The organism is Flavobacterium sp. UBA5153 (assembly GCA_002413745.1).
Lineage (GTDB): Bacteria > Bacteroidota > Bacteroidia > Flavobacteriales > Flavobacteriaceae > Flavobacterium.
The window spans coordinates 32,282-55,376 of record DHXP01000012.1 but is presented as its reverse complement, the minus strand read 5'-3'; the positions used below and the strand labels follow the sequence as shown (position 1 = coordinate 55,376).

Genomic DNA, 23,095 nt, shown 5'->3' with positions numbered 1-23,095 from the left:
CCTGCTTCGGTGGGACTTTTTTGTAATTACCCCACACTTCCTTGCTATCAATTCTTAATTATTTGACTTTGGCTAAAATAAATTTCAATTATGTAACTAAAGTTACTGTTAAGCTTTAGTTGATATGCTAACTTTGCCCCATTATAAATTCAAACACACTTTCTTGAGTAAAATCATGACAAGTTTATTATTTTAAAAATGAACATAGAAAAAATTATTACAGAAAAAAAAGGCACAATAGTGGATGTGCGATCCTATGGAGAATTTTTGGGAGGCAATGTTGTCGGATCCATCAATATTCCCTTGAATGAAATCCCACAAAGAATAGAAGAATTACAAAAACTCGAAGCACCATTAGTACTTTGTTGTGCATCGGGAAGCCGAAGCGGACAAGCACACCATTTCCTTTCACAATACGGAATTGAGTGTTATAATGGAGGTTCATGGTTAAGTGTAAATTATTATAATTCTCAAAACAAATAAATAACAATGATAAACACACTCAAGCAACTATTCGGATTTGGACCAAAAGTGGACTTTGCAAAATTGATACAAGAAGGAGCAATAATAATTGATGTTCGCAGCAAGGCAGAATACCAACAAGGGCACATTAAACGTTCTTTAAATATTCCGTTGAACACCCTTCCAAACCATTTCTCAAAAATTAAAAAAGAAACCACCATTATTACCTGTTGTGCTTCAGGAATGAGAAGTGCATCGGCAAAAAGTATTTTGAAATCAAATGGATATACCCTAGTTCACAATGGTGGCGGTTGGGGTCGTCTAGAAAACAAAATAGGATGATCAAACAAACACTATTAACGGGTTGGCACTTTATGCGTTTTCTACGTTTGGGTTTAGGTATTTATATCGCCGTCCAAGCCGTTGAAACCCATAGTATATTTTCAGGAGTTGTAGCCGCATTTTTTATGTTTCAAGCAGTTACCAATACTGGTTGTTGTGGATCAAATGGTTGCGCTGTACCAATAAAAAAGGGCAATTCCGATAAAATTGAAGAAGTTGAATTTGAAGAAATTAAATAAAAATCAAAAATGGAAGCACATTATTACAACGTGAACCTCAGTTGGATTTCAGATCGAAAAGGCGAAATTTCGTCTCCAGAACTGGATCAATCCATTGAAGTGGCCACTCCTCCACAATTCCCCAACGGAATCGAAGGAATATGGTCACCCGAACATTTGCTGACAGCAGCGGCAAGCAGTTGTTTTATGACCACTTTTTTATCCGTTGCCGAAAACTCAAAATTAGAATTTACAAGTTTTAATTGTCCTGCAAAAGGCAAATTAGAACAAGTGGAAGGCAAATTACTGATGACCGAAATAATTCTGGAACCCGTATTAGTCATCACAAAGGAATCTGACAAAGACAGAGCCGAAAGAGTCCTTCAAAAATCAGAAGCAGCCTGTTTAATTTCCAATTCCATAAAATCAAAAGTGACTCTGATTCCAACAATAAAAATTGCCGACGCAGTATCATAATTTTCGGAAATGCATTACCCATTGTAAAATAAAAAAAGTGTTCAACTGTACCGAATACTTTTTGAAAGTCCCGTATTTGCGGGACTTTTTTTATTGCCATATACCATAAATAACTATTCCAAAAATCATTTGTCTTACGCCGAAATAAAAATTACATTTGCAACAGTTTAACTTTTACATATAAAATGAAGCCTAACACACAACAATTAAACGATTTAACTATCCAAGTCAGAAGAGACATTCTTCGTATGGTTCACGCTGTCAATTCAGGTCATCCCGGAGGTTCTCTTGGTTGCACCGAATTTATGGTCACATTGTACCAAAACATAATGGACAGAAAACCAGGTTTTGATATGGATGGAATTGGAGAAGATCTTTTCTTCCTTTCAAACGGTCATCTTTCTGCCCTTTTCTACAGCGTTTTAGCAAGAAGCGGTTATTTTCCGGTTTCGGAATTAGCTACTTTCCGCCTTCTCAATTCAAGATTGCAAGGTCACCCAACTACCCATGATGGTTTGCCTGGCGTGAGAATCGCTTCGGGTTCACTTGGTCAAGGATTATCGGTGGCTATTGGTGCTGCACAAGCAAAAAAATTAAATAATGACAGCCACTTGGTTTTCACCTTGCATGGCGATGGCGAATTGCAGGAAGGTCAAAACTGGGAAGCCATTATGTATGCTTCCGCCAAAAAAGTGGATAACCTTATTGCAACTGTCGATGTAAACGGAAAACAGATTGACGGAACGACAGACGAAGTTTTGGCAATGGGAAGTATTCGTGCCAAATTCGAAGCATTCGACTGGGATGTTGTCGAAATTGCAAAAGGAAATGACATTGAAGCCATTATTGCTGGAATGAACGATGCCAAATCAAGAACTGGAAAAGGAAAACCGGTTTGCGTATTGTTGCATACTGAAATGGGTAACGGAGTAGATTTTATGATGTACAGTCACGCTTGGCACGGAAAAGCGCCTAACGATGCGCAACTCGAAAATGCTTTGGGTCAAAACTATACTGAAGCCGAAAGCGATTATTAATCACCACCTAGCCTCCCCGAAGGGGAGGAACAGCTACAAAATTGATAAATAAAAATATAAAACCCTATTTACCCCAATAGGAACTCCCCTCCTTCGGAGGGGCTGGGGGAGGAAAATGAAAAAATATACAAATACAGGAAGTAAAGATACTCGTTCGGGTTTTGGAGCGGGAATGACAGAATTAGGAGCAAAAAATGAAAAAGTGGTGGCACTTTGTGCTGATTTAATTGGTTCGTTAAAATTTGATGATTTCAAGAAAAATCACCCGGAGCGTTTTTTTCAAATCGGTATTGCCGAAGCCAATATGATTGGTATTGCAGCCGGATTAACCATTGGTGGAAAAATTCCTTTTACGGGAACTTTCGCCAACTTTTCCACTGGAAGAGTTTACGACCAAATTCGTCAATCAGTTGCCTATTCTGACAAAAACGTAAAAATTTGTGCTTCACACGCCGGATTGACATTGGGAGAAGATGGCGCAACACACCAAATTCTTGAAGACATTGGATTGATGAAAATGTTGCCGGGAATGACGGTAATCAATACATGCGATCACAATCAGACCAAAGCGGCCACATTGGCAATTGCAGACCATCACGGTCCTGTTTATTTGCGTTTTGGACGTCCCGTCGTGCCTAATTTCATGCCTGCCGACGAACCTTTCGAAATAGGCAAAGCCATCCTTTTAAACGAAGGAACTGATGTTACCATCATCGCAACTGGTCATTTAGTTTGGGAAGCACTTATTGCTGCCGAAGCTTTGGAAGCCAAAGGAATTTCAGCCGAAGTAATCAATATTCACACCATCAAACCATTGGACGAAGCCGCAATTTTGAAATCTTTGGCAAAAACCAAATGTATTGTTACTGCCGAAGAGCATAATATTCTTGGTGGTCTTGGCGAAAGCGTTGCGAGAGTTTTGGCTTTGAATAATCCATCTCCACAAGAGTTTGTTGCCGTTCAGGATAGTTTTGGCGAAAGCGGAACACCTGCACAATTAATGGACAAATACAAATTGAACAATCAGGCGATTGTTGAAGCTGTTGAAAAAGTGATCAAGAGAAAGTAATATTTAGCTTTGACAAAGTTTTAAACTTTGTCAAAGTGGCAATCAAAAAAATCCCGTCCTGATAATTTATCGGAACGGGATTTTTTTATGTCTGTATTTTAAATTTACGGATGACAAGTTGCATCTAAATAATTTTTCTTCCCTGAGCTACAGGTCGGAATATCTGCAAATGGATAAGGCAATCCAGTTAATGGATTTTTAATTTCCAATTTAGTGGTATAGTTGTCTCCATCATCATCAACATCCAAGAAATTAGGAATTCCATCTCCATCAGTATCGTCAGGATTAATAACTCCCGTTGCCAAAGTTCTCATGTAACCATCTCCATTTATATCCTCTAGATAAGACGGAACACCGTCACCATCCTGATCTAATCGTTGAATTTCAAATAATTTAAAGCTAAAAACCAAGGGAGCATAAGCCGGGATTAAACCCGCTCCAGAATTATAATAAGCCAATCCGGAAGGCACAAACATAACTCCTGCACCAAAATCATTATGGGAAACTGTTCCGTCTGGATTTGATGCGTAGGTTCCTGTTTTGAATTGTGGGAAAATTTCTCCCCATCCTGTTATCGTACTATATAAGCTTAAAAATTGTTGTGGATATTTTACCTCTTCAAAATCAGTGGCAGTAACCGTTGTGGCAGTGCCTGTGGTAACTACACGCTGTAAATAATCCCCCTTATATGATGTCATCACTCCATCAACATTACATGGTGACTGGCCTACACCAGGTCTTAGCACTAAATAGTAAAGTTTATAAGTTATATTGTGTAGATTCACATCCCTACTTTTAAGTTGATAGGTTGTTTGATCCCAAATAGATGTTTCTCCGGCTGAAATACTTGAAATCGTTACGTCTTGGTCATCTGAAAAACCTGGATGATTGATGACGGTTATATAATTTGTTTTTAAATATTCTTCAATATCAGTATTATCTGCGGTAAATTGTGCTGCATAGTCTCGTGGTGGTTCAATTGTGGGTGCATTATTCTTCGAACATGAGAATAAAGAGACTGTTGTAATTAATAAAATAAAATAATACCGAAATTTGTTCATTATTGCTAATTTTTAGGTGCGCAAGATACAATTTTGATTTATTTTTGTAAACAATTTAACTTCGATTTTAGAAAATTTATGAGAATAGACAAATATTTATGGTGCATGCGTTATTATAAGACTAGAAACATGGTTACCGAAGCCTGTAAAAAGAATCATGTCACCGTAAATGGCCAAGTCGCCAAACCATCAAAAGAAGTTTTCCCCACTGATAAAATCACTTTTAGAAAAGACCAAATCACGCAAATAATTACCGTGCTGGATATACCGGACAATCGTGTTGGAGCTAAACTGGTTGATATTTATCGGAAAAATGAAACCCCGGCAGAAGCCTACGAACATTTAGAACTATTAAAATTATCGAAGGAACATTATCGAAAGACCGGAACAGGAAGGCCAACAAAAAAAGACAGACGGGATATTGACGAGTTTGGAAATGAAGTAAAAACAGATTCTGATGAAACTGAATAATCAAAAATATTTCCATCTAATTTTACACCAAAAAAAATAAAAATATTTATAATTCGGTAAAACCCAGAAAAGAGAGCGAACTCTTTTTTACCTTTGAAAAAAAATAATTCCAATGAGCAAAAATATCATCTTATCGAATCAAGAAATTGAGCACACCATAAAAAGAATTGCTTATCAAATATATGAAACATTTGTTGATGAGGAAGAAATTGTCATTGCAGGAATTGCGGCTAACGGATTTACTTTTGCCAAAAAAATCACCGAAGTACTGGAAACTATTTCTCCCCTAAAAATCTCGCTATGTGAAGTTCAAATCAACAAACTGAATCCTGAACTACCCATTCACACTTCCTTGACAAAAGAGCAATATGCCAATAAAGGGTTGATCCTTGTTGATGATGTGTTGAATTCTGGAACTACATTAATCTATGCGGTAAGACATTTTCTGGACGTTCCCTTGAAAAAATTCAAAACTGCCGTGCTTGTGGATAGAAATCACAAAAAATACCCTATAAAAGCCGATTTCAAAGGAATATCCCTGTCTACATCATTATTAGAGCACGTACAAGTAGTTTTTGATAAAAATGGTGATGACTATGCTTATTTAAGCTAAAATGGCAAGAATATCCATAACCGTCTCCTCTTTTGTCCTATCATCTACGCTCACTTTATATTGCGCTTGGTTGTAATAGAAACTTCTGTCAAAAAGGTGCTTGGCAATAAATTCTTTCATTTCGTCCTCATTTTTGTCGGCAATAATAGGCCGTTTACTTTTATTGGAAACCAGCCTGTCAAATAAAGTTTCAATCGAGGCTTTCAGATATATGGACAATACGTTTTCTCCTTTCAATAATTCATGGTTATTCGCATAGCATGGAGTTCCCCCTCCTAAACTTATAATTAAATTTTCGGGTGAATTCAATAATTCAACAAAAACTTCGTGTTCCAGTTTCCTGAAATAAATTTCGCCTTTCTGTTCAAAAATTTCATTTATGGACAAATTTGTTCTCTCTTCGATACATTTATCCAGATCCATAAAGGGAATTTTTGTGCTATTTGAAAGTCTTTTTGCAATTGTAGACTTCCCACACCCCATATAACCTAATAAAATAATTTTTCTCATTTGAATAAAACCTTATATACTAGGACATTAAGTCCTTTTGATTAAAAAAGACAAATTTATACTAAAATAGCTTTGAAAAATTAAAAATAAGACCTTATATTTGCACCCGCATTCAAGAAAAGAAATGACTCGATAGCTCAGTTGGTAGAGCACATCACTTTTAATGATGGGGTCCTGGGTTCGAGCCCCAGTCGGGTCACAAAATTTGTGATTATCAAATACTTTTCTTGAATCAATGACTCGATAGCTCAGTTGGTAGAGCACATCACTTTTAATGATGGGGTCCTGGGTTCGAGCCCCAGTCGGGTCACTTTTTTTATATTATTTAGTCGCGGCGAAGAAGTTTATCCCGATAGCGCAGCAAATCGGGAAGCCCCAGTCGGGTCACAATAGAATACATTAGTTAAAAGAATCTTGAGAGTCTGAAGACTTGATAGCTCAGTTGGTAGAGCACATCACTCTTAATGTTGGGGTCCTGGGTTCGAGCCCCAGTCAGGTCACAAAAACTGGAGAGACGCTGCATTGCAATGTCTCTCCAGTTTTTATTAACGGCCACGTGGAGAAACGGTAGACTTGCCAGCTTGAGGGGCTGGTGCTCGCAAGGGCGTGCGGGTTCAAATCCCGCCGTGGTCACTTTTGGAACAAAAATAAAATTCTAATTACTTATAAATAAAGTAGTTAGAATTTTTTTAGTTTTAAACATGTACGATTTATGTACGATGAGATTTTTAATGGATCAATCCCAAAACCTGTGGAGCGATAAAAATCACGCATAAATAGTAGTTAGCCTAAAAAGAAAAAACTCAACGTTTCTATCGCCTCTAAATTTTGATCTAAAAGCTTTTATTTTAGCATTAAAATTAGGGTTTTTATTCTCAACTTTTTATGCGGGCAAAGTTAGCAAGTCCAGTTTTGAATTACCAATCTTCCTTATTCTTGGTCCTCCTTTGATGCTAATTCCAGATTGCTTGGTTACTGGAGTCTGTCCACAAAATGAACAAAGTTGAGTGCTGTTTTCAAAGCGATTAAAACCATCTGTTAGTACAACAAGCATCATGGCCGTTTTACAACCGATTCCAGATGTGATTTCATACTCACAATTCAAAGAAATTATAAATTCTTAAATAATTTATCGCTACATTTGATATAGATATTGATTTGTTTTTTTTACTTCAATATATTGAATTTCAATATATTGAATACTATTCAAACTGCTTATTTTTAGAAAACAATTACACCCAGCGGGTATAAAATAAGTAAATTAAAATATGAAAAAATTAAAATGAATAAATATAAAGCAGCTGTACAGGAATTAATTTCAGAGACTGGAATTACTATCAATGGTAACAAGCCGTATGATATACAGGTTCATAATCCAAAATTCTATCAACGTGTTTTAAGCCAGGGATCGCTTGGCGTGGGAGAAAGTTATATGGAAGGCTGGTGGGATTGTGAAGACTTAGACACTTTTTTTAATAAAATATTTACAAATGGAATAGAAAAAAAGCTTCAAAATAACTGGAAATTTATTTTGTTAGCTCTTAAAGCAAAAATTTTTAATCTTCAAACTAAATCTAAAGCACTTCAATCCATAGCCCATCATTATGATATTGGCAACCTATTTTATAAAAATATGCTCGATCCTTTAATGATGTATTCTTGTGGTTATTGGGAAGGGGCATCTACTTTAAGTGAAGCACAAGAACAAAAACTGAAATTGATTTGCGAGAAACTACAATTAAAACCGGGTCAAAAAATATTAGACATTGGTTGTGGATGGGGCGGATTTGCTTATTATGCCGCAAAAAATTACAAAGTGAACGTTGTTGGCATCACTATTTCAACGGAACAACAAAAATTAGCCATTGAACGTTGCAAAGGATTGGATGTTGAAATTCGTTTTCAGGATTATAGGGATATTGACGAACAATTTGATCGTATTGTATCCATTGGAATGTTAGAGCATGTAGGTTATAAGAATTACGGTAAATTTATGAAAATTATCAATAAAAATCTAACCGATAATGGTCTCTGCCTATTGCATTTTATTGCCAGCAATAAAACTGATTTGAATACTGATCCTTGGTTTCATAAATATATTTTCCCCAGCGGATTAATTCCCTCTTTGACCCAAATAGGAAAAGCAATGGAAGAAAAACTCCTTCTGGAGGATTTGCATAACATTGGTTTACATTATTATTATACTTTAATGGCTTGGCAAGAAAATTTTAAAAAATCCAGGGATTCTTTAAAAAAGGAGTATAATGAAACGTTTTACCGAATGTGGAATTTTTATCTGGCCACCTCGGCAGCTTCCTTTCGTTCCCGAAGGTTAAATCTTTGGCAGATTGTGGTTGCAAAACCAAGTTTTCAAAAGGAATATAAATCCGTTCGCTTTTGAGTGCCACATTCCTATTAAATTATGGGGACTAACAAAATAAAAGAAAAACTGCTTTTAGAAACTGCTAAGACGGAGAAAGCAATTCAAGATTATAGAAAACTAACCAAACCCGAAGCTCCAGATGTTGCTCTCCAATTCAGTCCTTTTAAAAAAAGGCACTTCCAGAAATGGCATTTTTTAACGAAAATTTAAAATTAGGTGTATCCTGATAATCCTATATAATCCCCTCGTTAACACAAGCGTTCCGTTCGTGCCAACAAACTAACTCATTTATTTAGTTTGTTTAAAAAGTATAATCCAAAAGAGAATAATCCTGCTTTGACAAAATTCGTCTTGAAAAGTCAACCAGAACGGGAAGGTGTGAATGATGCAACTAATCTCTAAAACTGTATAACATCACTTAAACAAAGTAATCTAACTTTACCGAAAAAATTAAAATTTATTAAATGCTTAAAATACTATGCAAATGAAAGCAAGCATGGGAATTTTTGACAAGACAGTGAGAATACTTGTGGCCGCCACAATTGCAGTGTTGTATTTCACCAATCAAATTTCTGGCACAGTAGCAATCCTTCTTTTTGTGCGTGTGGCAAGTTTTATCATCAAAAATTTTATTAATTTTAGTGTGTTGTATTATCCCTTCGGGATTTCAACAGAAAAACAGAATTAACATTCCATAAACTATTATTAGAACCTGACAAAAGCCAAAATGAAATTATCAATTGCTTATCTAAACGATGTTCATGGTTATCTTGAACCACATCCTGAATTATTTTACAAAGGTGGAAAGGAAATAGTAGAAACAGCAGGAGGATATGCTCCGATTGCTTCAATTGTAAAGGATATTCGAAACAATAATTCGAACACTCTATTGTTTGATGGAGGAGATACTTTTCACGGCACATTACCATTGGTTCAATCCAAAGGAGAAGCGATAATTCCAATATTAAATAAAATGGGGTTTAGCGCAATGGTAGGTCATTGGGATTTTGCTTATGGTCCTGTTCAATTAAAAAAACTTGCAAATCAATTGAATTATCCTGTTTTGGGAATTAATGTTTACAACGAAGATGGCAGCCTTTTTCTTCCACCCTACATCATAACCGAAGTTGAAGATTTAAAAATAGCTGTAATTGGCATTTGCTCAAATATTATTGACAAAACAATGCCTAAGCATTTTAGTGAAGGATTGAAAATTACGGATGGAGCAAAAGAATTACCTATAATGGTTCAACGTGTAAAGGATGAAGGTGCAAATCTCATTATCCTTCTTTCTCACAATGGATTTCCGCAAGATGTGGACTTGTTAGCTAATGTTGCCGGTGTTGATATTTGTTTAAGTGCCCATACCCACAACCGTTTATACGAAGCTGTAAAAATTAATGATGCTATCATTATTCAGTGCGGTTGTCACGGGTCTTTTTTAGGTCACTTAAAACTAAAAATTGAACAAAAGAAAATTGTTGACTTTAGCTACGAACTTATCACCATTGATACAACTGTAAAGCCAGATGAAGAGATTGGAAATTTAGTGGAAGGCATAATGAAGCCCTATCAATATTTGAAGCAAGAAGTATTAGGTCAGTCTAAAATTATACTGCACAGATATAACACAATCGCATCTACAATGGATGACCTTTTATTATCAGCCATAAAATCAATAAGTAATGCTGACCTTGCTTTTTCAAATGGCTGGCGGTATGGAGTGCCAATTGCTGTTGGTGCAATAACAAAATGGGATTTATACAATATTATTCCTATGAACCCTGTAGTATCGACTGTGGAATTAAGCGGTGAAGAAATAATACTAATGCTTGAAGAAAATCTTGAACGAACATTTTCTGTTGAGCCGATGAAACAAATGGGCGGTTACATAAAAAGATGTCTTGGCTTAAGCGTAAAAATGAGAATTGAAAATCCAAAAAGCCATCGTATTCAGCAAATATTTATTGGTGCAGAACCACTGATAAAAGAGCAAATATACAAAGCTGCATATGTCACCGTGCAGGGTGTACCAGAAAAATTGGGCACTAACAGGCAAAATCTATCCACTAAAACTGTTGAAGCAATGGCAATATATTTGATTAAAAACCCTGATTATAAAGCTACATCTTACGATACATTTTCCCTGGTTTAATTTTAATACTGCAATCTTACTATCTATATTTGTTAATAAATATGTCTTAAAATGAGTGACCCTAAAAAACAAGATAATTCACGTGAACATTTAGCGAATGAACGTACCTTCCTTGCCTGGATGCGAACCAGTATAGGTATTATGGCATTTGGTTTTGTTGTGGTAAAGTTTGCATTATTTGTAAAACAAGTTTCTATGATGCTTGGCAAAGAGAACATTATTCACTCCAAGGGATATTCCGGTATTATTGGAATAGTTTTGGTGGCTGTGGGAACTGTAACATCAATACTCTCCTACATCAGATATAGGCAAACAGAAAAACAAATAAATGAAGGATACTATACCCATTCCTCATTACTTATAACCATGCTGACAGCATTCATTTTTTTAGTAAGTGTATTTCTAATTGTTTATCTAATAAAAAGTCTTTAATGGTATACTCCCAGCTGGCGCGGATATGTCTCTCGGTTCGTTAGCGCGGATTTGCAACCCGAGACCAAAGGTCAAACAAGCGAAGCAAAATCTGCGTAATCAGTGGCCAATAAAATAGACTTAGTCCGCTTAGCGGACAGCCATATTAAATTAATATCTGCCAAATGTAACCTGTTAATAATCAATTAAATTTAGGTTTCCGGTAATGGCAGTCTTTTTTTGAAAATTCCCCTTAACGCTCCCTAAATATAAAGAATGCACCATTCCATTTCATGAAAATTGTCAGGAATATCAACCATAATTTAGACCTAATTTTCAAAGTTTCAGAACGAATAAAAAATGATACCGAAATTGAAAAAAAATCTTAACTTGTGGGCTCTTTAACACCTAATTGAAAACAGTATGATTACTCTTCTAATTAATGAAAAAAAATACAAGATAGATGTAGATCCGGAAATGCCCTTACTTTGGGCTATTAGAGATATTATTGGACTTACCGGCACTAAATTCGGATGCGGCATCGGTTCCTGTGGTTCGTGCAAAGTATTGATTGACAATTCAGATGTTTTTTCGTGTATGACCCCTGTTTCCGAAGCCGTGGGAAAAAATATTGTAACCATTGAAGGAATCTCAGAAAACTTGCAATTGTTGCAAAAATCATGGTCTGATTTGAATGTGCCGCAATGTGGCTATTGCCAACCTGGTCAATTAATAACGGCAGCTTCCTTACTCAATGCCAATGATAACCCAACAGATACCGACATTGAAGAAGCCATGAGCGGCAATCTTTGCCGTTGTGGAACGTATCAACGCATAAAAAAAGCCATTCACCATACCGTTGAACTTAAAAAACAAAGCAAATAATGGGAAATATTCAAAACATGAGCCGCAGAAGTTTTGTAAAAAACGTTGGTTTAGCCTCAGGCGGATTAATCCTGGCATGCAATACTTCTCTATTTTCCAACGAAAAACAATCAGTTGATTTCACTGAATTTACCCCGAATTTATTTGTTCAGTTAAATTCTGACGGAAGCCTAATTTTAACTGCTTCCCGGTCTGAAATGGGGAACGGAGTCAGAACCTCATTAACCTCAATTATCGCAGACGAAATGGATGCTGATTGGACCAGAGTTTCTGTTAAACAAGCGGTCGGCGATGCCAAATACGGCGATCAAAATACGGACGGTTCCAGAAGTGTCCGTACTTTATATGAACCTATGCGAAAAATGGGAGCCATGGCAAGAGCGATGCTAATTACTGCCGCCGCAAAAACCTGGCAAGTTCCCGAAGGAGAATGTACCGCCCAAAACCATTTTATCGTTCATTCCAGCGGTAAAAAACTAGGATTTGGCGACTTGGTTGAAATTGCCAAAACCCTTGAAGTTCCAACAAAAATTACCTATAAAAACCCAAATGAATTTAAATACATTGGCAAACATCTAAAAAGTGTTGATGTTAAGGAATATGCAAATGGAAGTGCCACTTTCGGATTGGACAAACGCTTGCCCAATATGAAATTTGTAGCCATTGCCCGTTGTCCCGTCACATTCGGAACGGTTAAATCTTTCGACAAAACAGCAGCGATGAAAATTCGTGGAGTTGAAGCAGTCATTGAAATCCCTAGAATTGAAAAACCATTTGGTCCACTTGGAGGCGTAGCCGTTATTGCCACAAATACATGGGCCGCTTTTAAAGGAAAGGCAGCGTTGAAGATTGAATGGGATTATGGTAAAAACGAAGCGTATGATTCTGAAAAATACATGAATCAAATTACCGAAAATGTTCATAAACCGGCTAAAGTTGGAAAAGAAATCGGTGATGTGACCGAAGCTTTCAAGGTTGCTGCCAAAACTATAGAAAGTACGTATCAACTGCCTCATTTAGCACACACTCCTATGGAAGTTCCTAATGCCACGGCTTGGGTTCAAGGGGATACTTGCGAAGTTTGGGCACCCACTCAAGACCCGCAAACTGCCCGGAAAGAGGTTGTAGACTATTTGGGAACCACGGAAGACAAAGTTACCCTAAACGTTACTTTTTTGGGTGGAGGTTTTGGTAGAAAATCCAAACCCGACTTTATCGTAGAAGCGGTTATGGTCTCAAAAGCAATCAATGCCCCGGTTCAAGTAGTTTGGACACGTAAAGACGATATAGCACACGGCTATTACCATACCGTAAGTTCCCAGTATATGAAGGCTTCACTAGATGATCAAGGAAATGTTACCGGCTGGTTACACCGATTTGCAATGCCTTCTATCCTGTCTACATTTTCTCCCGGAACTGATTATGCTGACGGGTGGGAAATGTCGAGTGCCTCAAATTTGCCGTTTGATATCAAAAATTTTAAGGTCGAAGTGGGTCGAGCTCCAGCTCATGTAAGAATTGGCTGGATAAGGTCGGTAATTAATATTCCACACGGATTTTCGGTTAATGTATTTGCAGATGAATTGGCTTTTGCAGCAAATAAAGATCCATTGGAATTTCGAATGAATTTAATTGGTGCCGATAGAATTGAAGAAACTAAAGATCCAGTAAAATACAATACTGCCCGACTCAAGAATGTATTGAAAATTGCCGCAAAAAATGCAAATTGGGGAAAACAATTACCCGAAGGCCACGCTTATGGTTTAGCGGTTCAATATAGTTTCTATTCTTATGTAGCCTCAGTTGTTGAAGTGTCAATGGTCGATAACAAAGTAAAAGTTCATAATATATATACCGCTATTGATTGCGGCACCGTAATTAACAGAGATACCGTAAAAGCGCAAATCGAAGGCGCAGCTATCTTTGGAATGTCATTAACTTTTTATGGAAAAATTACTGCCAAAAATGGCGCCATTGAGCAACATAGCTTTAACGATTACAAAATGATTCGGATGAATGAGATTCCAACCGTTCATGTGGAAATTGTGGAAAGCACTGAAAATCCAAGCGGTGTTGGCGAACCTGGTGTACCTGTAATTGCTCCGGCCATTATAAATGCCATTTTTAAACTTACCGGCAAACGCTATTACAACCTACCATTAAGCGATTATGGCATCGTTTAAATGTGCTTTTTTATTGGCAAAACAATTACAATGAATAATTATTTTAAATGAATAACTGGATTGAATTACTGCAAGAATTTAAAATTAAAAAAATACCTGTCGCTCTGGTTACGGTTACAAAAATTTTAGGGTCAGCACCTTGCAAAGTAGCTTCAAAAATGATTGTTACGTATCAAAAAGAAATTTACGGAACCATAGGCGGCGGCAAATTGGAATTCCGAGTAATAGATGAGGCAGTTCATGCTATTCATGAAAATAAGGTAAAAGAGTTCTCTTATACGTTAGGACCTGAATTTGAACAATGTTGTGGCGGAAAAGTAGAATTAATGATAGAACCTATGAATCAATCTCCTGAATTATATTTATTTGGAGCCGGACACATTGGAGTTGCGTTATGTGCCGTTTTAAAAGATACTCCTTTCAACATCACGCTTTTGGACACACGAGAAAATTGGCGAGATAACATTAGAATAGACAAAGCCGTTTCTTACAGCGCCATTGATTTTGATCACTACAAACAAGCGATCAATTGGGGGACTAATTGCTATGTGGTCATCATGACCCACGACCATAAACTGGATTTTGAAATTACAGCTTTGGCATTGCATTCCGAAACAAAATATATTGGATTGATAGGCAGTAAAACCAAGAAAAACAAATTCAATAATTTACTCATCAAAGAGTTGAATTTTGAGGCTGGAATTGCCCCTGTTCATTGTCCTGTTGGTTTAGATTTGGGCGGTAATTCACCGAAAGAAATTGCCATCAGCGTGGCATCCCAATTATTGAAAGTGTATTATGGAAAATAATACAGTTTTTATATTACTGGCAGGCGGCAAATCAGAACGAATGGGCGTTACAAAAGGCCTGTTGGAATACAATCAAACGTTTTGGATTTTAGAGCAAATACATCGGATTTCAACAGCACAACTTTCGGAAGTTTATATTGGTTTGGGCTTTAATTACCAGCATTATTTAGCCGCTATTCCTTGGTTTGTGGAGGCACAAACCCATTTTGTAAATTATCAAGGGATAAAGGTGAGGATTATTATTAATGAAAACCCAGAAATGGGTTCTTTCTCCACACTTCAAACGGTATTAAAAAAAATACCGTCAAACCAATCTGTTCTAATAAATCCTATTGATATTCCAATACTTGATTTAACAGGACTCAACACAATCATCAGCGCCCAAAACAATATTGTTCTCCCCAATTTTGAAGGTAAAAACGGTCATCCAATAAAGCTTTCCGCTGCGTTTTGGTCTCCTTTAACACTGCTAAATCCAGCCGATAAAAACGCAAGGTTAGATGTTGAGATAAAAAAAGTCGACCCATCAGAAATAGCAATAATTGAACTAACCAATTCGTCCATTGTAAAAAATTTAAACACCAAAAAGGATTGGATTGAATATTTAAAATACTCGGCAAAACATCCGGTGCAATGAAATCCTTTTTTTTTGTGTTTTTCCCCAAAATACTTTTGCAATAAAGGTCATAAACCACAACTTGCCAAAAACGATCCAAAAAACACGGCTATTCTAAAAAATTGGAACCCCCTTATTTTTTACCTTTTGTTGCTCTCTTCAAATCATCTCCACCCGGAATTCGCATTTTGTCTGTAAGAATAGAAATTTCATTCAGGTCAAAATCGCCAGTCAATGACATCAATACGGTTTCGTTTGATTTGCTTCCGCCTTCGATAAACATCAAAAGTTCCTTGATTTGGCTGTCAGCAGCTCCAGATTTAACCAATATTCGCACATTTTTTCCATTGTCATTGACACGCATCAATTCTTCCAATCCGGCAGATTTAACATACTTGTCGGCAGTGGCTTTCATATCGGCGGTGGCTCTGACACTTGTCGTTGTAAAAACTTTTAGATTATCTAATTTCTTTATCAAATTTATATATTGCATTGTTTCTTTATCCGAAGTGTCCATTTTCACCTTACTCATCAATTCAAACATTTTTTTATTGACGATAATCGAAGTCACTCCATCCTGCCCGTCGTATTTGTCAAAAGCCGTCTGGGCGAAAAATGCATTCGAAATTAAGGCTACTACTAATGTGATTATAAATTTTTTCATTTGTTCTATTTATTATTGTTTAAAAATTAATTCTTTTGAATTCTGATATTCTTGGATATACTGTACACTTTCTATGCCAAAGTTTATATGGTTAGACAACAATGATAATGCTTTTTGCGTTTCCCTGAAAGCAATCTCAGGATTGTCATACGTTCCTAAATCCTGATGCTGATTTGCTTTATAATAGTTAACATAAATAGCTGTTCCAATTCCCAACAAAACAACAATCGAAGCCGCAATGGACAACCACGTCACATTTCGTTTTTTGGGGTGCAGTTGAATTTCTTGCCCAAACTTTTGCTCTTTCACCAGCGAAAAGTAAGCAAAAATAGGTTTGTATTGTTCCAAATGAGGTAAAACATTCGATGAAGAAAAGTAATTTCGCAACTCATTTTCTTCGAAAATACTGGTTTCTCCTCGAAAGTATTTTTCTATTAGTGTTTCTATTTTATCTAATTCCATGGCTGTGTGTTTTTATCATAAATTCCCTAACCGTTTTCCTTGCTCTCGAAAGTGCCACACGAATGGCGGTTTCGTTCATCTCCATTATTTTCGCAATTTCTGCAAATTCATATTGTTCGATATCTCTCAATTGAATAATTAACCGCTGTTGTTCCGGCAATTGGTCAATTATTTTTTCAACCCAATTCAAATTGTCAATATCTTCAATTTTTTTGTCCAAACTTGGTTCTTTACCAATAAAATTATCGTGAACAATTTGAAGATTTCCTGTTCTTTTGGACTTCAATTGATCCAAACAATAATTCTTGGTCATGGTCATCGCAAAAGCTTCAACATTATTGTAATTATCCAAACTCGAGTTTCTACTCCATAATTTCACCAAAACTTCCTGGGTAGCATCTTCAGCTTCCTCCGTGCTTATGAGCAATCGCTTTGCCAGTCGAAAGACTTTATCCTTGAAAGGAGCAATTAAATTCACAAACTCGTATCGGTTCATAAAAGCATTTATTAATCCGATTATACATTCAAGACGAAACTAACTTATTTTTGTTGCAAAGTTTATAAAATAAAACTAAAGTTGGTATTTTTGCGTTAGCCTTAAATCAATCCCCAAATATGAAAACAAAATTTAAAATTACGATTCTATTCTTTTTAGCTGTTTTTACTTTCCAAAGTTGCCAAGACAATGACGATGTTGCGGCACCATCTAATCTTGAAGTTCAAAACTTTATTTGGAAAGGCCTAAACCTATATTACCTATGGCAAGCCGACGTGCCTAATTTATCTGATACCCGATTTGCCAATCAAACGGATCTAAACTCTTTTTTATCTGGATATCCTGTTCCCGAAGATTTATTTAATGCCTTGAGAGTAGACAAAACCATTGATAGATTCAGCTGGATCGTGAGCGATTATTTAGTGTTGGAAGGTCAGCTTCAGGGAACGACGAATAACAATGGAGTTGAATTTGGGTTGGTTTATAAATCCGGAAGCACGACAGATATTTTTGGTTATGTTCGCTATATTGTTCCAGGTTCAGATGCGGCTACAAAAAATATCAAACGTGGCGACATTTTTTATGGCGTAAACGGAACCCAACTTACCGTGAGCAATTACCAAGGATTGTTGTTCGGTTCGAATAACGACTACACCTTGAATCTTGCCGATTATAATGCCGGAGCAATTACAGCCAACGGAAAATCAGTGGCGTTGACAAAAACGGTATTGGACGAAAATCCCATTTTGACAAATACGGTAATCAATTCTGGTTCTCATAAAATTGGCTATTTAATGTACAATGGTTTTTATGCCACATACGATACCAATTTAAACGATGCTTTTGGTACATTTAAATCACAAGGAATTACCGATTTGGTTCTTGATCTGCGATACAATGGAGGCGGTTCCATCCTTACCGCAAGCCGATTGGCAAGTATGATAACAGGTCAATTTACGGCGCAAATATTTGCAAAACAGCAATGGAACGCCAAAATCGAGTCCTATTTCGAGACCAACAATCCCGCTGCTTTAAATACTTTATTTACCGATAAAATAGGAACTACTCCCATCAACAGTTTAAATTTAACCAAGATTTACATTCTGACTTCAAAAAGCACGGCCTCGGCAAGTGAGTTGGTAATCAACGGATTGAAACCGTATATTGATGTTGTTCAAATAGGAGATGTAACCGTTGGAAAAAATGTTGGTTCCGTGACTTTATATGATTCTCCTGATTTTAGTGCCACAAACCGAAACCCAAACCACCGTTATGCGATGCAACCGCTTGTTTTGAAAATCGCTAATTCCGCTGGTTTTGGAGATTATTCTAGTGGATTGGTTCCAACGTATCAAATGAAAGAAAACCTAGGAAATCTAGATGTCCTTGGTAGCACAACGGAACCATTTCTAAGCACTGCCATTGCCAAAATTACTGGAACAGGAAAAATGGCACAACCAATTCCTGGAATAGATTTTGACTATTTTAAAGATTCAAAATCAGCAAATGGCATACAAAACCAAATGTATCTTGAAAAAGCTCCCGAAGGTTTATTGAAAGCTTTGGAATAGAAAAAGTAAAAAAAAATGAGGCTTTCATCACTGAAAGCCTCATTTTGTTTAACCCAAATTTGTTAATTATAAATTGATATTCAATCCCAATTTGAAGTTTCTTCCAAGCGTACTATAACCCACATTTTCAACGAAATTGGCATTCAAAATATTTGTTGCCGCACCAAAAATGGACAATCTGTTTTTTACCAATTCATATCGAATGGAAGCATTTACCAATTGGTAAGAACCCAAAACGACATTTTGCGTTTTATAAGAATTGCCATCAAAAAAAGCGTCTTTTCTGCTATCGACATATTGATAATTCACGTTAAAAAAAGCTCTTTTATTAATTTGGAAATCCAAAGACGAATTCACTTTGTGCTTTGGAATCAACCGGTTCAAGGCTTCATCCACTTGCGTATATGTATAATTGGAATTCCATTTGATTTTTTCGCTTAAAGCAAAAGCGATTTCCATTTCAATTCCTTTGGCTTTATTGGTTCCGTCGATGTTGGTATAATTCCCTTTATAAGTTACTGGATTGTAGTAAAACCCAATAAAATTATTTTGCTCACGGTAAAATCCTACCACATTCAATCGGAATTTTTTATCCAAAAGTTGTGTTTCAAAACCTCCTTCGATGGTACTGTTTTTTTCTGGGGTTAAAGACTTGTTTCCATATTCAGAATACAATTGATACAAACTGGGAGTCACAAAAGCAGTGCTGTAAGAAGCTAAAATCTTTAATGGGATGGATTTGAAATCATAAGAAGGATTCAGGTTATAAACCAGTTGATTTCCGTATTCGCTATGAATGTTTAAACGCGCTCCGGCATTGACATTCAAACCAAAATCTGACGTAAAAACTCCTGTTATATAGGGATCAATCATATTGAATTTGGCATTTTCTTTAGCGATATTTCCATAAGGCGTTCCGCTGTTCATGTCAAAAAACTGGTATTGTGTTCCTGTTACCAAAAACAATGATTTAGCAACTTCATATTTGTTATAGGCATCAACATTTACGCTTCTTGACTCGTATTGCGAAAAACCAACCGTTTTGGAATAGCTGTTAAAATCATGATACGAACGCACAATTTTATTAAAACTTGAATTCATTACAAATTCCCCTTTAGTGTATTTGTATTTTGGAGTAAAACCAAATCGAAATTGTTCCGATTTCGAATAATTCAAATTGGTGTCATTAGAACCCGTATTGTCGAAACCAGCATCATAATCATTGTTGATTTTATCAAAATTTCCAAAGAAGTCCAATGCCAATTTATCGGTGGCTTTATACCCTAATTTTGCCAAATAATTTATCCTTGAAAAACGGTCTGATTCATAACTAACGTTTGCATTTGGCGGTGCAATTTGCGACATTCCGTTCGTTTCCGTGCTATTCAACGAAGCAAAATAGTTGACTTTTTTTACGTTTCCATTTACCGAAAATCCTTGGTTGAAATCCTGAAGACCTGTCTTTGAAGTGAAAGCAGTATTGTTGGTTCCAGCATTAATGTAAGCATTTCCTTGAATGGCTTTTTTACCCGATTTTTTCAAAGTAATATTGATTACACCGGTTGCAGCACCGGAACCATATAAAGTACTGGCGGCACCTTTCATAATCTCAATACTTTCGACTTGATCCGCAGGAAGCAAACGCAAATCATATTCAAAACTAATTCCCGAGGCGTCAGTAACAGGAATTCCATCAATAAGGATAAGCACTTGCTTGTTTTTTCCGCCACGAATGTAGTAGCCCAAATTTTTCCCGGCAGCGCTCTGGTTTCCGTTAATTTCTACCCCCGCAACCGAATTAAGAATGGTTGCAATGCTTTGTCCCGCATTATTTTTTAAGTCTTCGGAAGTGATTTTTGTAATTACTTTCCCTGATTTTTCTTTGGCCAAAGCAAATTTGGAATCAGAAATTACTACTTCATCAAGATCTTTGATAGGAATTCCAATCGCTTTATCAACGAAATCAAATTTCTTCTCATTTTTTGTAATTAAGGAATCTTTTTGTTGTGCAAAAGCACAAGTAGTCATTAGCACGCATAACGCACCAATACGAACGATTTTGTTGTTCATTTTAATAAAACATTTTTAATGATAAAAATGGGAGAAAAGCATAGAATTTACCCATACCCAAACCTTTTTTCCCGAAAGTTTGATACTCAATGTAACAGGCAGGTCTCCTGGCTTGCGTCTTGTTGTTTACCTTCTCATTCCTGATTAAGGATTAAGGATTTTAGATTAAGGATTGTTTTAATCCTAATTCCCAAATCACTAATTCCTAAATTTTTGAACAATGGTTTTGTAGATAACAACAAGCTTGATAGCTTACAGTTGCGGGTACAGCCCAGGATTTTTGATTTTTGATTTTCGATTTTTAATTCAGGATTTTTTACAATCCGAAATCTATGATCTATAATCTGCAATCTCTCACCTGATTCCCTTTTAATGCGGTTTTAAAATTAAAAACAGCAACCTCAATACGGCTGCAAATGTAGAATATTTGGAATTGAAATGATTAGAATTTTATTTATATATTTGTATCAAATAATGATATTATGGAAACAATTATCGTCCATCCAAAAAACAATGAAGAAAAAAAAGTGATCAAAGCTTTTCTTGAAGCATTGAAAATCAAGTTTGAAAATTTTAAAACCAAGTCCGAAGAAAGTGCTTATAGTCCTGAATTTGTTGCCACTATGGAACGAAGCATTCAAGATGCGAAAGACGGAAAAGTTACTAGAATGAAACTTGATGATATATGGAAATAGATTTTACTAAAGAAGCAACCGAACATTTGAAACATTTCAAAAAAGCAAATGACCCAATAATTCTGAAGAAAATCCGCCAACTTTTAGAAGTAATTTTAGAAACTCCCTATTCCGGAATAGGAAAACCCGAAGCTCTAAAACACCATTATAGCGGTTTTTGGAGCAGAAGAATAAATAACGAGCATCGTTTAGTATATCGGGTTTTCGAAGAAGAAAAAATTATTATAGTTTATTCCTTAAAAGGCCATTATTAAAAATCAATTGCCTCTTTGCCTTTCTTGAAAAAAACTTTATGAAATCCATTTTTTTTAAATTCCTCTTTTTTTTATTTGTTATTTCCTTTATTGGATGCAAACAAAACAACAAAACTTCCAAGAACACAATTGCAACTTCCGAGAATTCAATTCAGTATGCAAAAGGATTGGAAATCTACAAACGCAAAGGCTTTTCGATAGTTAAAATTACTAATCCTTGGCCGGAAGCCAAAGAGAATTTCACCTATATTCTCAAAGAAAAAAACGGAATTATTCCCGACAGCTTAAAGCAGTTTACCGTTATTCCAATTCCAATAAAATCGATTGTAGTCACTTCAACCACGCATATTCCTTCGCTGGAATTGTTGGGAGTGGAAAACACACTGATTGGTTTCCCAAATACGGCATATATTTCCTCCGAGAAAACCCGGGAATTAATTGACACCGGAAAAATTAGGGAAGTCGGAACCAATGAAAGCCTGAATACCGAAGTTTTAATCGATATGAAACCAGACGTGATTGTGGGCTTTGGTTTAAATAATAGTAATCCTATTTTGGATAACCTGCAAAAAAGCGGTCTAAAAGTGATGTTCGACGGCGATTGGAATGAACAATCACCCCTTGGAAAAGCCGAATGGATTAAGCTTTTTGGCGCCTTATACGAATTAGATTCCAAAGCAAATGCGGTTTTTTCGGAGATTGAAGCAGCATACAACAACACTTTGGCTCTGGCCAAAAAAGCAACTGTAAGACCCTCTGTTCTTTGCGGTTCAATGTACCAAAATCAATGGTTCGTACCACAAGGAGAGAGTTGGGCTTCCTTATTTTTGAAGGATGCACAGTCCGATTATTTATGGAAAAACACCAAAGGAACCGGCAGCTTACCCTTGCCTTTTGAAAATGTGTTGGAACTTGCTAAAAATGCCGAATTCTGGATTGCACCCGGCAATTTTGCTTCCTTGAAAGAAATGAGCGACAGCAATCCGCATTACAATCAGTTTGCTTCGTTTAAAAATAAAAAAGTATATTCGTATGCGGTAAATAAAGGGGCAAAAGGAGGAATCATCTATTTCGAATGGTCTCCAACTCGACCGGACTGGGTTTTGAAAGATTTAATCAAAATATTTCATCCCGAATTATTGCCTAACCATAAACTTTTTTTTTATCAGAAATTAGAATAA

Annotated in this window: 27 protein-coding genes, 4 tRNA genes and 1 riboswitch; of the genes, 24 read left to right on the top strand and 7 right to left on the bottom strand. The window is 36.2% G+C overall.

The window, feature by feature from the left end; genetic code table 11:
- The first annotated feature begins 198 nt into the window (after positions 1-198).
- The 6 genes from B2145_RS02605 (at position 199) to B2145_RS02580 (ending at position 3,605) form a co-directional block, all read left to right on the top strand.
- A complete protein-coding gene (locus tag B2145_RS02605; protein WP_291097798.1) occupies positions 199-483 on the top strand; it encodes a rhodanese-like domain-containing protein in 285 nt (94 codons plus the stop codon).
- 6 nt (positions 484-489) lie between these two features.
- Positions 490-804: a rhodanese-like domain-containing protein gene (locus B2145_RS02600; protein WP_291097795.1), complete on the top strand. Its 315-nt coding sequence runs from the start codon at positions 490-492 to the stop codon at positions 802-804.
- Positions 801-1,043, top strand: a complete 243-nt coding sequence (locus B2145_RS02595; protein WP_291097792.1) for a hypothetical protein — start codon at positions 801-803, stop codon at positions 1,041-1,043. The genes B2145_RS02600 and B2145_RS02595 overlap by 4 nt, the downstream gene beginning before the upstream one ends.
- Positions 1,044-1,052: 9 nt before the next feature.
- Positions 1,053-1,499: an OsmC family protein gene (locus B2145_RS02590; protein ID WP_291097790.1), complete on the top strand. Its 447-nt coding sequence runs from the start codon at positions 1,053-1,055 to the stop codon at positions 1,497-1,499.
- A gap of 185 nt (positions 1,500-1,684) precedes the next feature.
- Positions 1,685-2,536: a transketolase gene (locus B2145_RS02585; protein ID WP_291097787.1), complete on the top strand. Its 852-nt coding sequence runs from the start codon at positions 1,685-1,687 to the stop codon at positions 2,534-2,536.
- 115 nt (positions 2,537-2,651) lie between these two features.
- Complete coding sequence (locus B2145_RS02580) at positions 2,652-3,605, top strand: transketolase family protein (protein ID WP_291097784.1); 954 nt, start codon at positions 2,652-2,654, stop codon at positions 3,603-3,605.
- Positions 3,606-3,709: 104 nt separating this feature from the next.
- Here B2145_RS02580 and B2145_RS02575 read toward each other — a convergent pair whose 3' ends face one another.
- On the bottom strand, positions 3,710-4,666 hold the full coding sequence (locus B2145_RS02575; RefSeq protein ID WP_291097781.1) for an FKBP-type peptidyl-prolyl cis-trans isomerase: 957 nt from the start codon (positions 4,664-4,666) through the stop codon (positions 3,710-3,712).
- A 78-nt stretch (positions 4,667-4,744) separates the two neighbouring features.
- Here B2145_RS02575 and B2145_RS02570 point away from each other — a divergent pair, with 78 nt between their 5' ends.
- Entirely contained in the window at positions 4,745-5,137 is a 393-nt protein-coding gene (locus tag B2145_RS02570) for an RNA-binding S4 domain-containing protein (protein ID WP_291097777.1), read from the top strand.
- Positions 5,138-5,249: 112 nt separating this feature from the next.
- Complete coding sequence (locus tag B2145_RS02565; protein ID WP_291097775.1) at positions 5,250-5,750, top strand: phosphoribosyltransferase family protein; 501 nt, start codon at positions 5,250-5,252, stop codon at positions 5,748-5,750.
- Here B2145_RS02565 and B2145_RS02560 read toward each other — a convergent pair.
- Positions 5,742-6,260, bottom strand: a complete 519-nt coding sequence (locus B2145_RS02560) for a shikimate kinase (protein ID WP_291097773.1) — start codon at positions 6,258-6,260, stop codon at positions 5,742-5,744. The genes B2145_RS02565 and B2145_RS02560 overlap by 9 nt on opposite strands.
- Before the next feature lie 126 nt (positions 6,261-6,386).
- On the opposite strand from B2145_RS02560, the gene B2145_RS02555 reads away from it, so the two are divergent.
- The 4 genes from B2145_RS02555 (at position 6,387) to B2145_RS02540 (ending at position 6,893) form a co-directional block, all read left to right on the top strand.
- A tRNA-Lys gene (locus B2145_RS02555) sits at positions 6,387-6,459 on the top strand.
- Positions 6,460-6,497: 38 nt separating this feature from the next.
- A tRNA-Lys gene (locus tag B2145_RS02550) sits at positions 6,498-6,570 on the top strand.
- A 117-nt stretch (positions 6,571-6,687) separates the two neighbouring features.
- Positions 6,688-6,760, top strand: a tRNA-Lys gene (locus B2145_RS02545).
- A gap of 50 nt (positions 6,761-6,810) precedes the next feature.
- Positions 6,811-6,893 (top strand) — tRNA-Leu (locus B2145_RS02540).
- Between the two features lie 250 nt (positions 6,894-7,143).
- Here the strand turns inward: B2145_RS02540 and B2145_RS02535 are convergent.
- A complete protein-coding gene (locus B2145_RS02535) occupies positions 7,144-7,365 on the bottom strand; it encodes a transposase (RefSeq protein WP_291097771.1) in 222 nt (73 codons plus the stop codon).
- Positions 7,366-7,491: 126 nt separating this feature from the next.
- Between B2145_RS02535 and cfa the strand changes: the two genes are divergently transcribed.
- From cfa to B2145_RS02495, 8 genes are all read left to right on the top strand, one after another.
- Complete coding sequence (cfa, locus tag B2145_RS02530) at positions 7,492-8,661, top strand: cyclopropane fatty acyl phospholipid synthase (RefSeq protein WP_349678071.1); 1,170 nt, start codon at positions 7,492-7,494, stop codon at positions 8,659-8,661.
- 466 nt (positions 8,662-9,127) lie between these two features.
- Positions 9,128-9,331, top strand: a complete 204-nt coding sequence (locus tag B2145_RS02525) for a YgaP family membrane protein (protein ID WP_291097769.1) — start codon at positions 9,128-9,130, stop codon at positions 9,329-9,331.
- Positions 9,332-9,370: 39 nt separating this feature from the next.
- Positions 9,371-10,798 (top strand): bifunctional metallophosphatase/5'-nucleotidase, encoded by a 1,428-nt coding sequence (locus B2145_RS02520; protein ID WP_291097768.1) that lies wholly within the window; start codon positions 9,371-9,373, stop codon positions 10,796-10,798.
- Positions 10,799-10,849: 51 nt separating this feature from the next.
- Positions 10,850-11,230: a YidH family protein gene (locus B2145_RS02515; protein WP_291097766.1), complete on the top strand. Its 381-nt coding sequence runs from the start codon at positions 10,850-10,852 to the stop codon at positions 11,228-11,230.
- A 402-nt stretch (positions 11,231-11,632) separates the two neighbouring features.
- Positions 11,633-12,094, top strand: coding sequence for a (2Fe-2S)-binding protein (locus B2145_RS02510; protein WP_291097764.1), 462 nt, complete (start codon positions 11,633-11,635; stop codon positions 12,092-12,094).
- Entirely contained in the window at positions 12,094-14,277 is a 2,184-nt protein-coding gene (locus B2145_RS02505) for a xanthine dehydrogenase family protein molybdopterin-binding subunit (protein WP_291097762.1), read from the top strand. The genes B2145_RS02510 and B2145_RS02505 overlap by 1 nt, the downstream gene beginning before the upstream one ends.
- A gap of 47 nt (positions 14,278-14,324) precedes the next feature.
- Complete coding sequence (xdhC, locus tag B2145_RS02500) at positions 14,325-15,086, top strand: xanthine dehydrogenase accessory protein XdhC (protein ID WP_291097761.1); 762 nt, start codon at positions 14,325-14,327, stop codon at positions 15,084-15,086.
- Positions 15,076-15,723: a nucleotidyltransferase family protein gene (locus tag B2145_RS02495; protein ID WP_291097760.1), complete on the top strand. Its 648-nt coding sequence runs from the start codon at positions 15,076-15,078 to the stop codon at positions 15,721-15,723. Before xdhC ends, B2145_RS02495 begins: the two co-directional genes overlap by 11 nt.
- 112 nt (positions 15,724-15,835) lie before the next feature.
- Here the strand turns inward: B2145_RS02495 and B2145_RS02490 are convergent, their stop codons facing one another.
- The 3 genes from B2145_RS02490 to B2145_RS02480 are packed head-to-tail and all read right to left on the bottom strand — an operon-like array spanning position 15,836 to position 17,324.
- Positions 15,836-16,366, bottom strand: a complete 531-nt coding sequence (locus tag B2145_RS02490; RefSeq protein ID WP_291097758.1) for a DUF4252 domain-containing protein — start codon at positions 16,364-16,366, stop codon at positions 15,836-15,838.
- 12 nt (positions 16,367-16,378) lie between these two features.
- Positions 16,379-16,828: a hypothetical protein gene (locus B2145_RS02485; RefSeq protein ID WP_291097756.1), complete on the bottom strand. Its 450-nt coding sequence runs from the start codon at positions 16,826-16,828 to the stop codon at positions 16,379-16,381.
- Positions 16,815-17,324 (bottom strand): RNA polymerase sigma factor, encoded by a 510-nt coding sequence (locus B2145_RS02480; RefSeq protein ID WP_291097754.1) that lies wholly within the window; start codon positions 17,322-17,324, stop codon positions 16,815-16,817. Before B2145_RS02480 ends, B2145_RS02485 begins: the two co-directional genes overlap by 14 nt.
- A 119-nt stretch (positions 17,325-17,443) precedes the next feature.
- On the opposite strand from B2145_RS02480, the gene B2145_RS02475 reads away from it, so the two are divergent.
- Positions 17,444-18,895: a S41 family peptidase gene (locus tag B2145_RS02475; protein ID WP_291097752.1), complete on the top strand. Its 1,452-nt coding sequence runs from the start codon at positions 17,444-17,446 to the stop codon at positions 18,893-18,895.
- Positions 18,896-18,961: 66 nt separating this feature from the next.
- On the opposite strand, the gene B2145_RS02470 is transcribed toward B2145_RS02475, so the two are convergent.
- Positions 18,962-20,965: a TonB-dependent receptor plug domain-containing protein gene (locus tag B2145_RS02470; protein ID WP_291097750.1), complete on the bottom strand. Its 2,004-nt coding sequence runs from the start codon at positions 20,963-20,965 to the stop codon at positions 18,962-18,964.
- An 81-nt stretch (positions 20,966-21,046) separates the two neighbouring features.
- A riboswitch (cobalamin riboswitch) is annotated at positions 21,047-21,384 on the bottom strand.
- A gap of 63 nt (positions 21,385-21,447) precedes the next feature.
- Here B2145_RS02470 and B2145_RS02465 point away from each other — a divergent pair.
- The 3 genes from B2145_RS02465 to B2145_RS02455 are packed head-to-tail and all read left to right on the top strand — an operon-like array spanning position 21,448 to position 23,095.
- Positions 21,448-21,660: a DUF2683 family protein gene (locus B2145_RS02465; protein WP_291097748.1), complete on the top strand. Its 213-nt coding sequence runs from the start codon at positions 21,448-21,450 to the stop codon at positions 21,658-21,660.
- The gene (locus B2145_RS02460) at positions 21,651-21,914 is read left to right on the top strand and encodes a Txe/YoeB family addiction module toxin (protein WP_291097747.1); all 264 of its coding nucleotides are present in this window, start codon (positions 21,651-21,653) and stop codon (positions 21,912-21,914) included. Before B2145_RS02465 ends, B2145_RS02460 begins: the two co-directional genes overlap by 10 nt.
- Positions 21,915-21,952: 38 nt before the next feature.
- Entirely contained in the window at positions 21,953-23,095 is a 1,143-nt protein-coding gene (locus tag B2145_RS02455; RefSeq protein WP_291097745.1) for an ABC transporter substrate-binding protein, read from the top strand.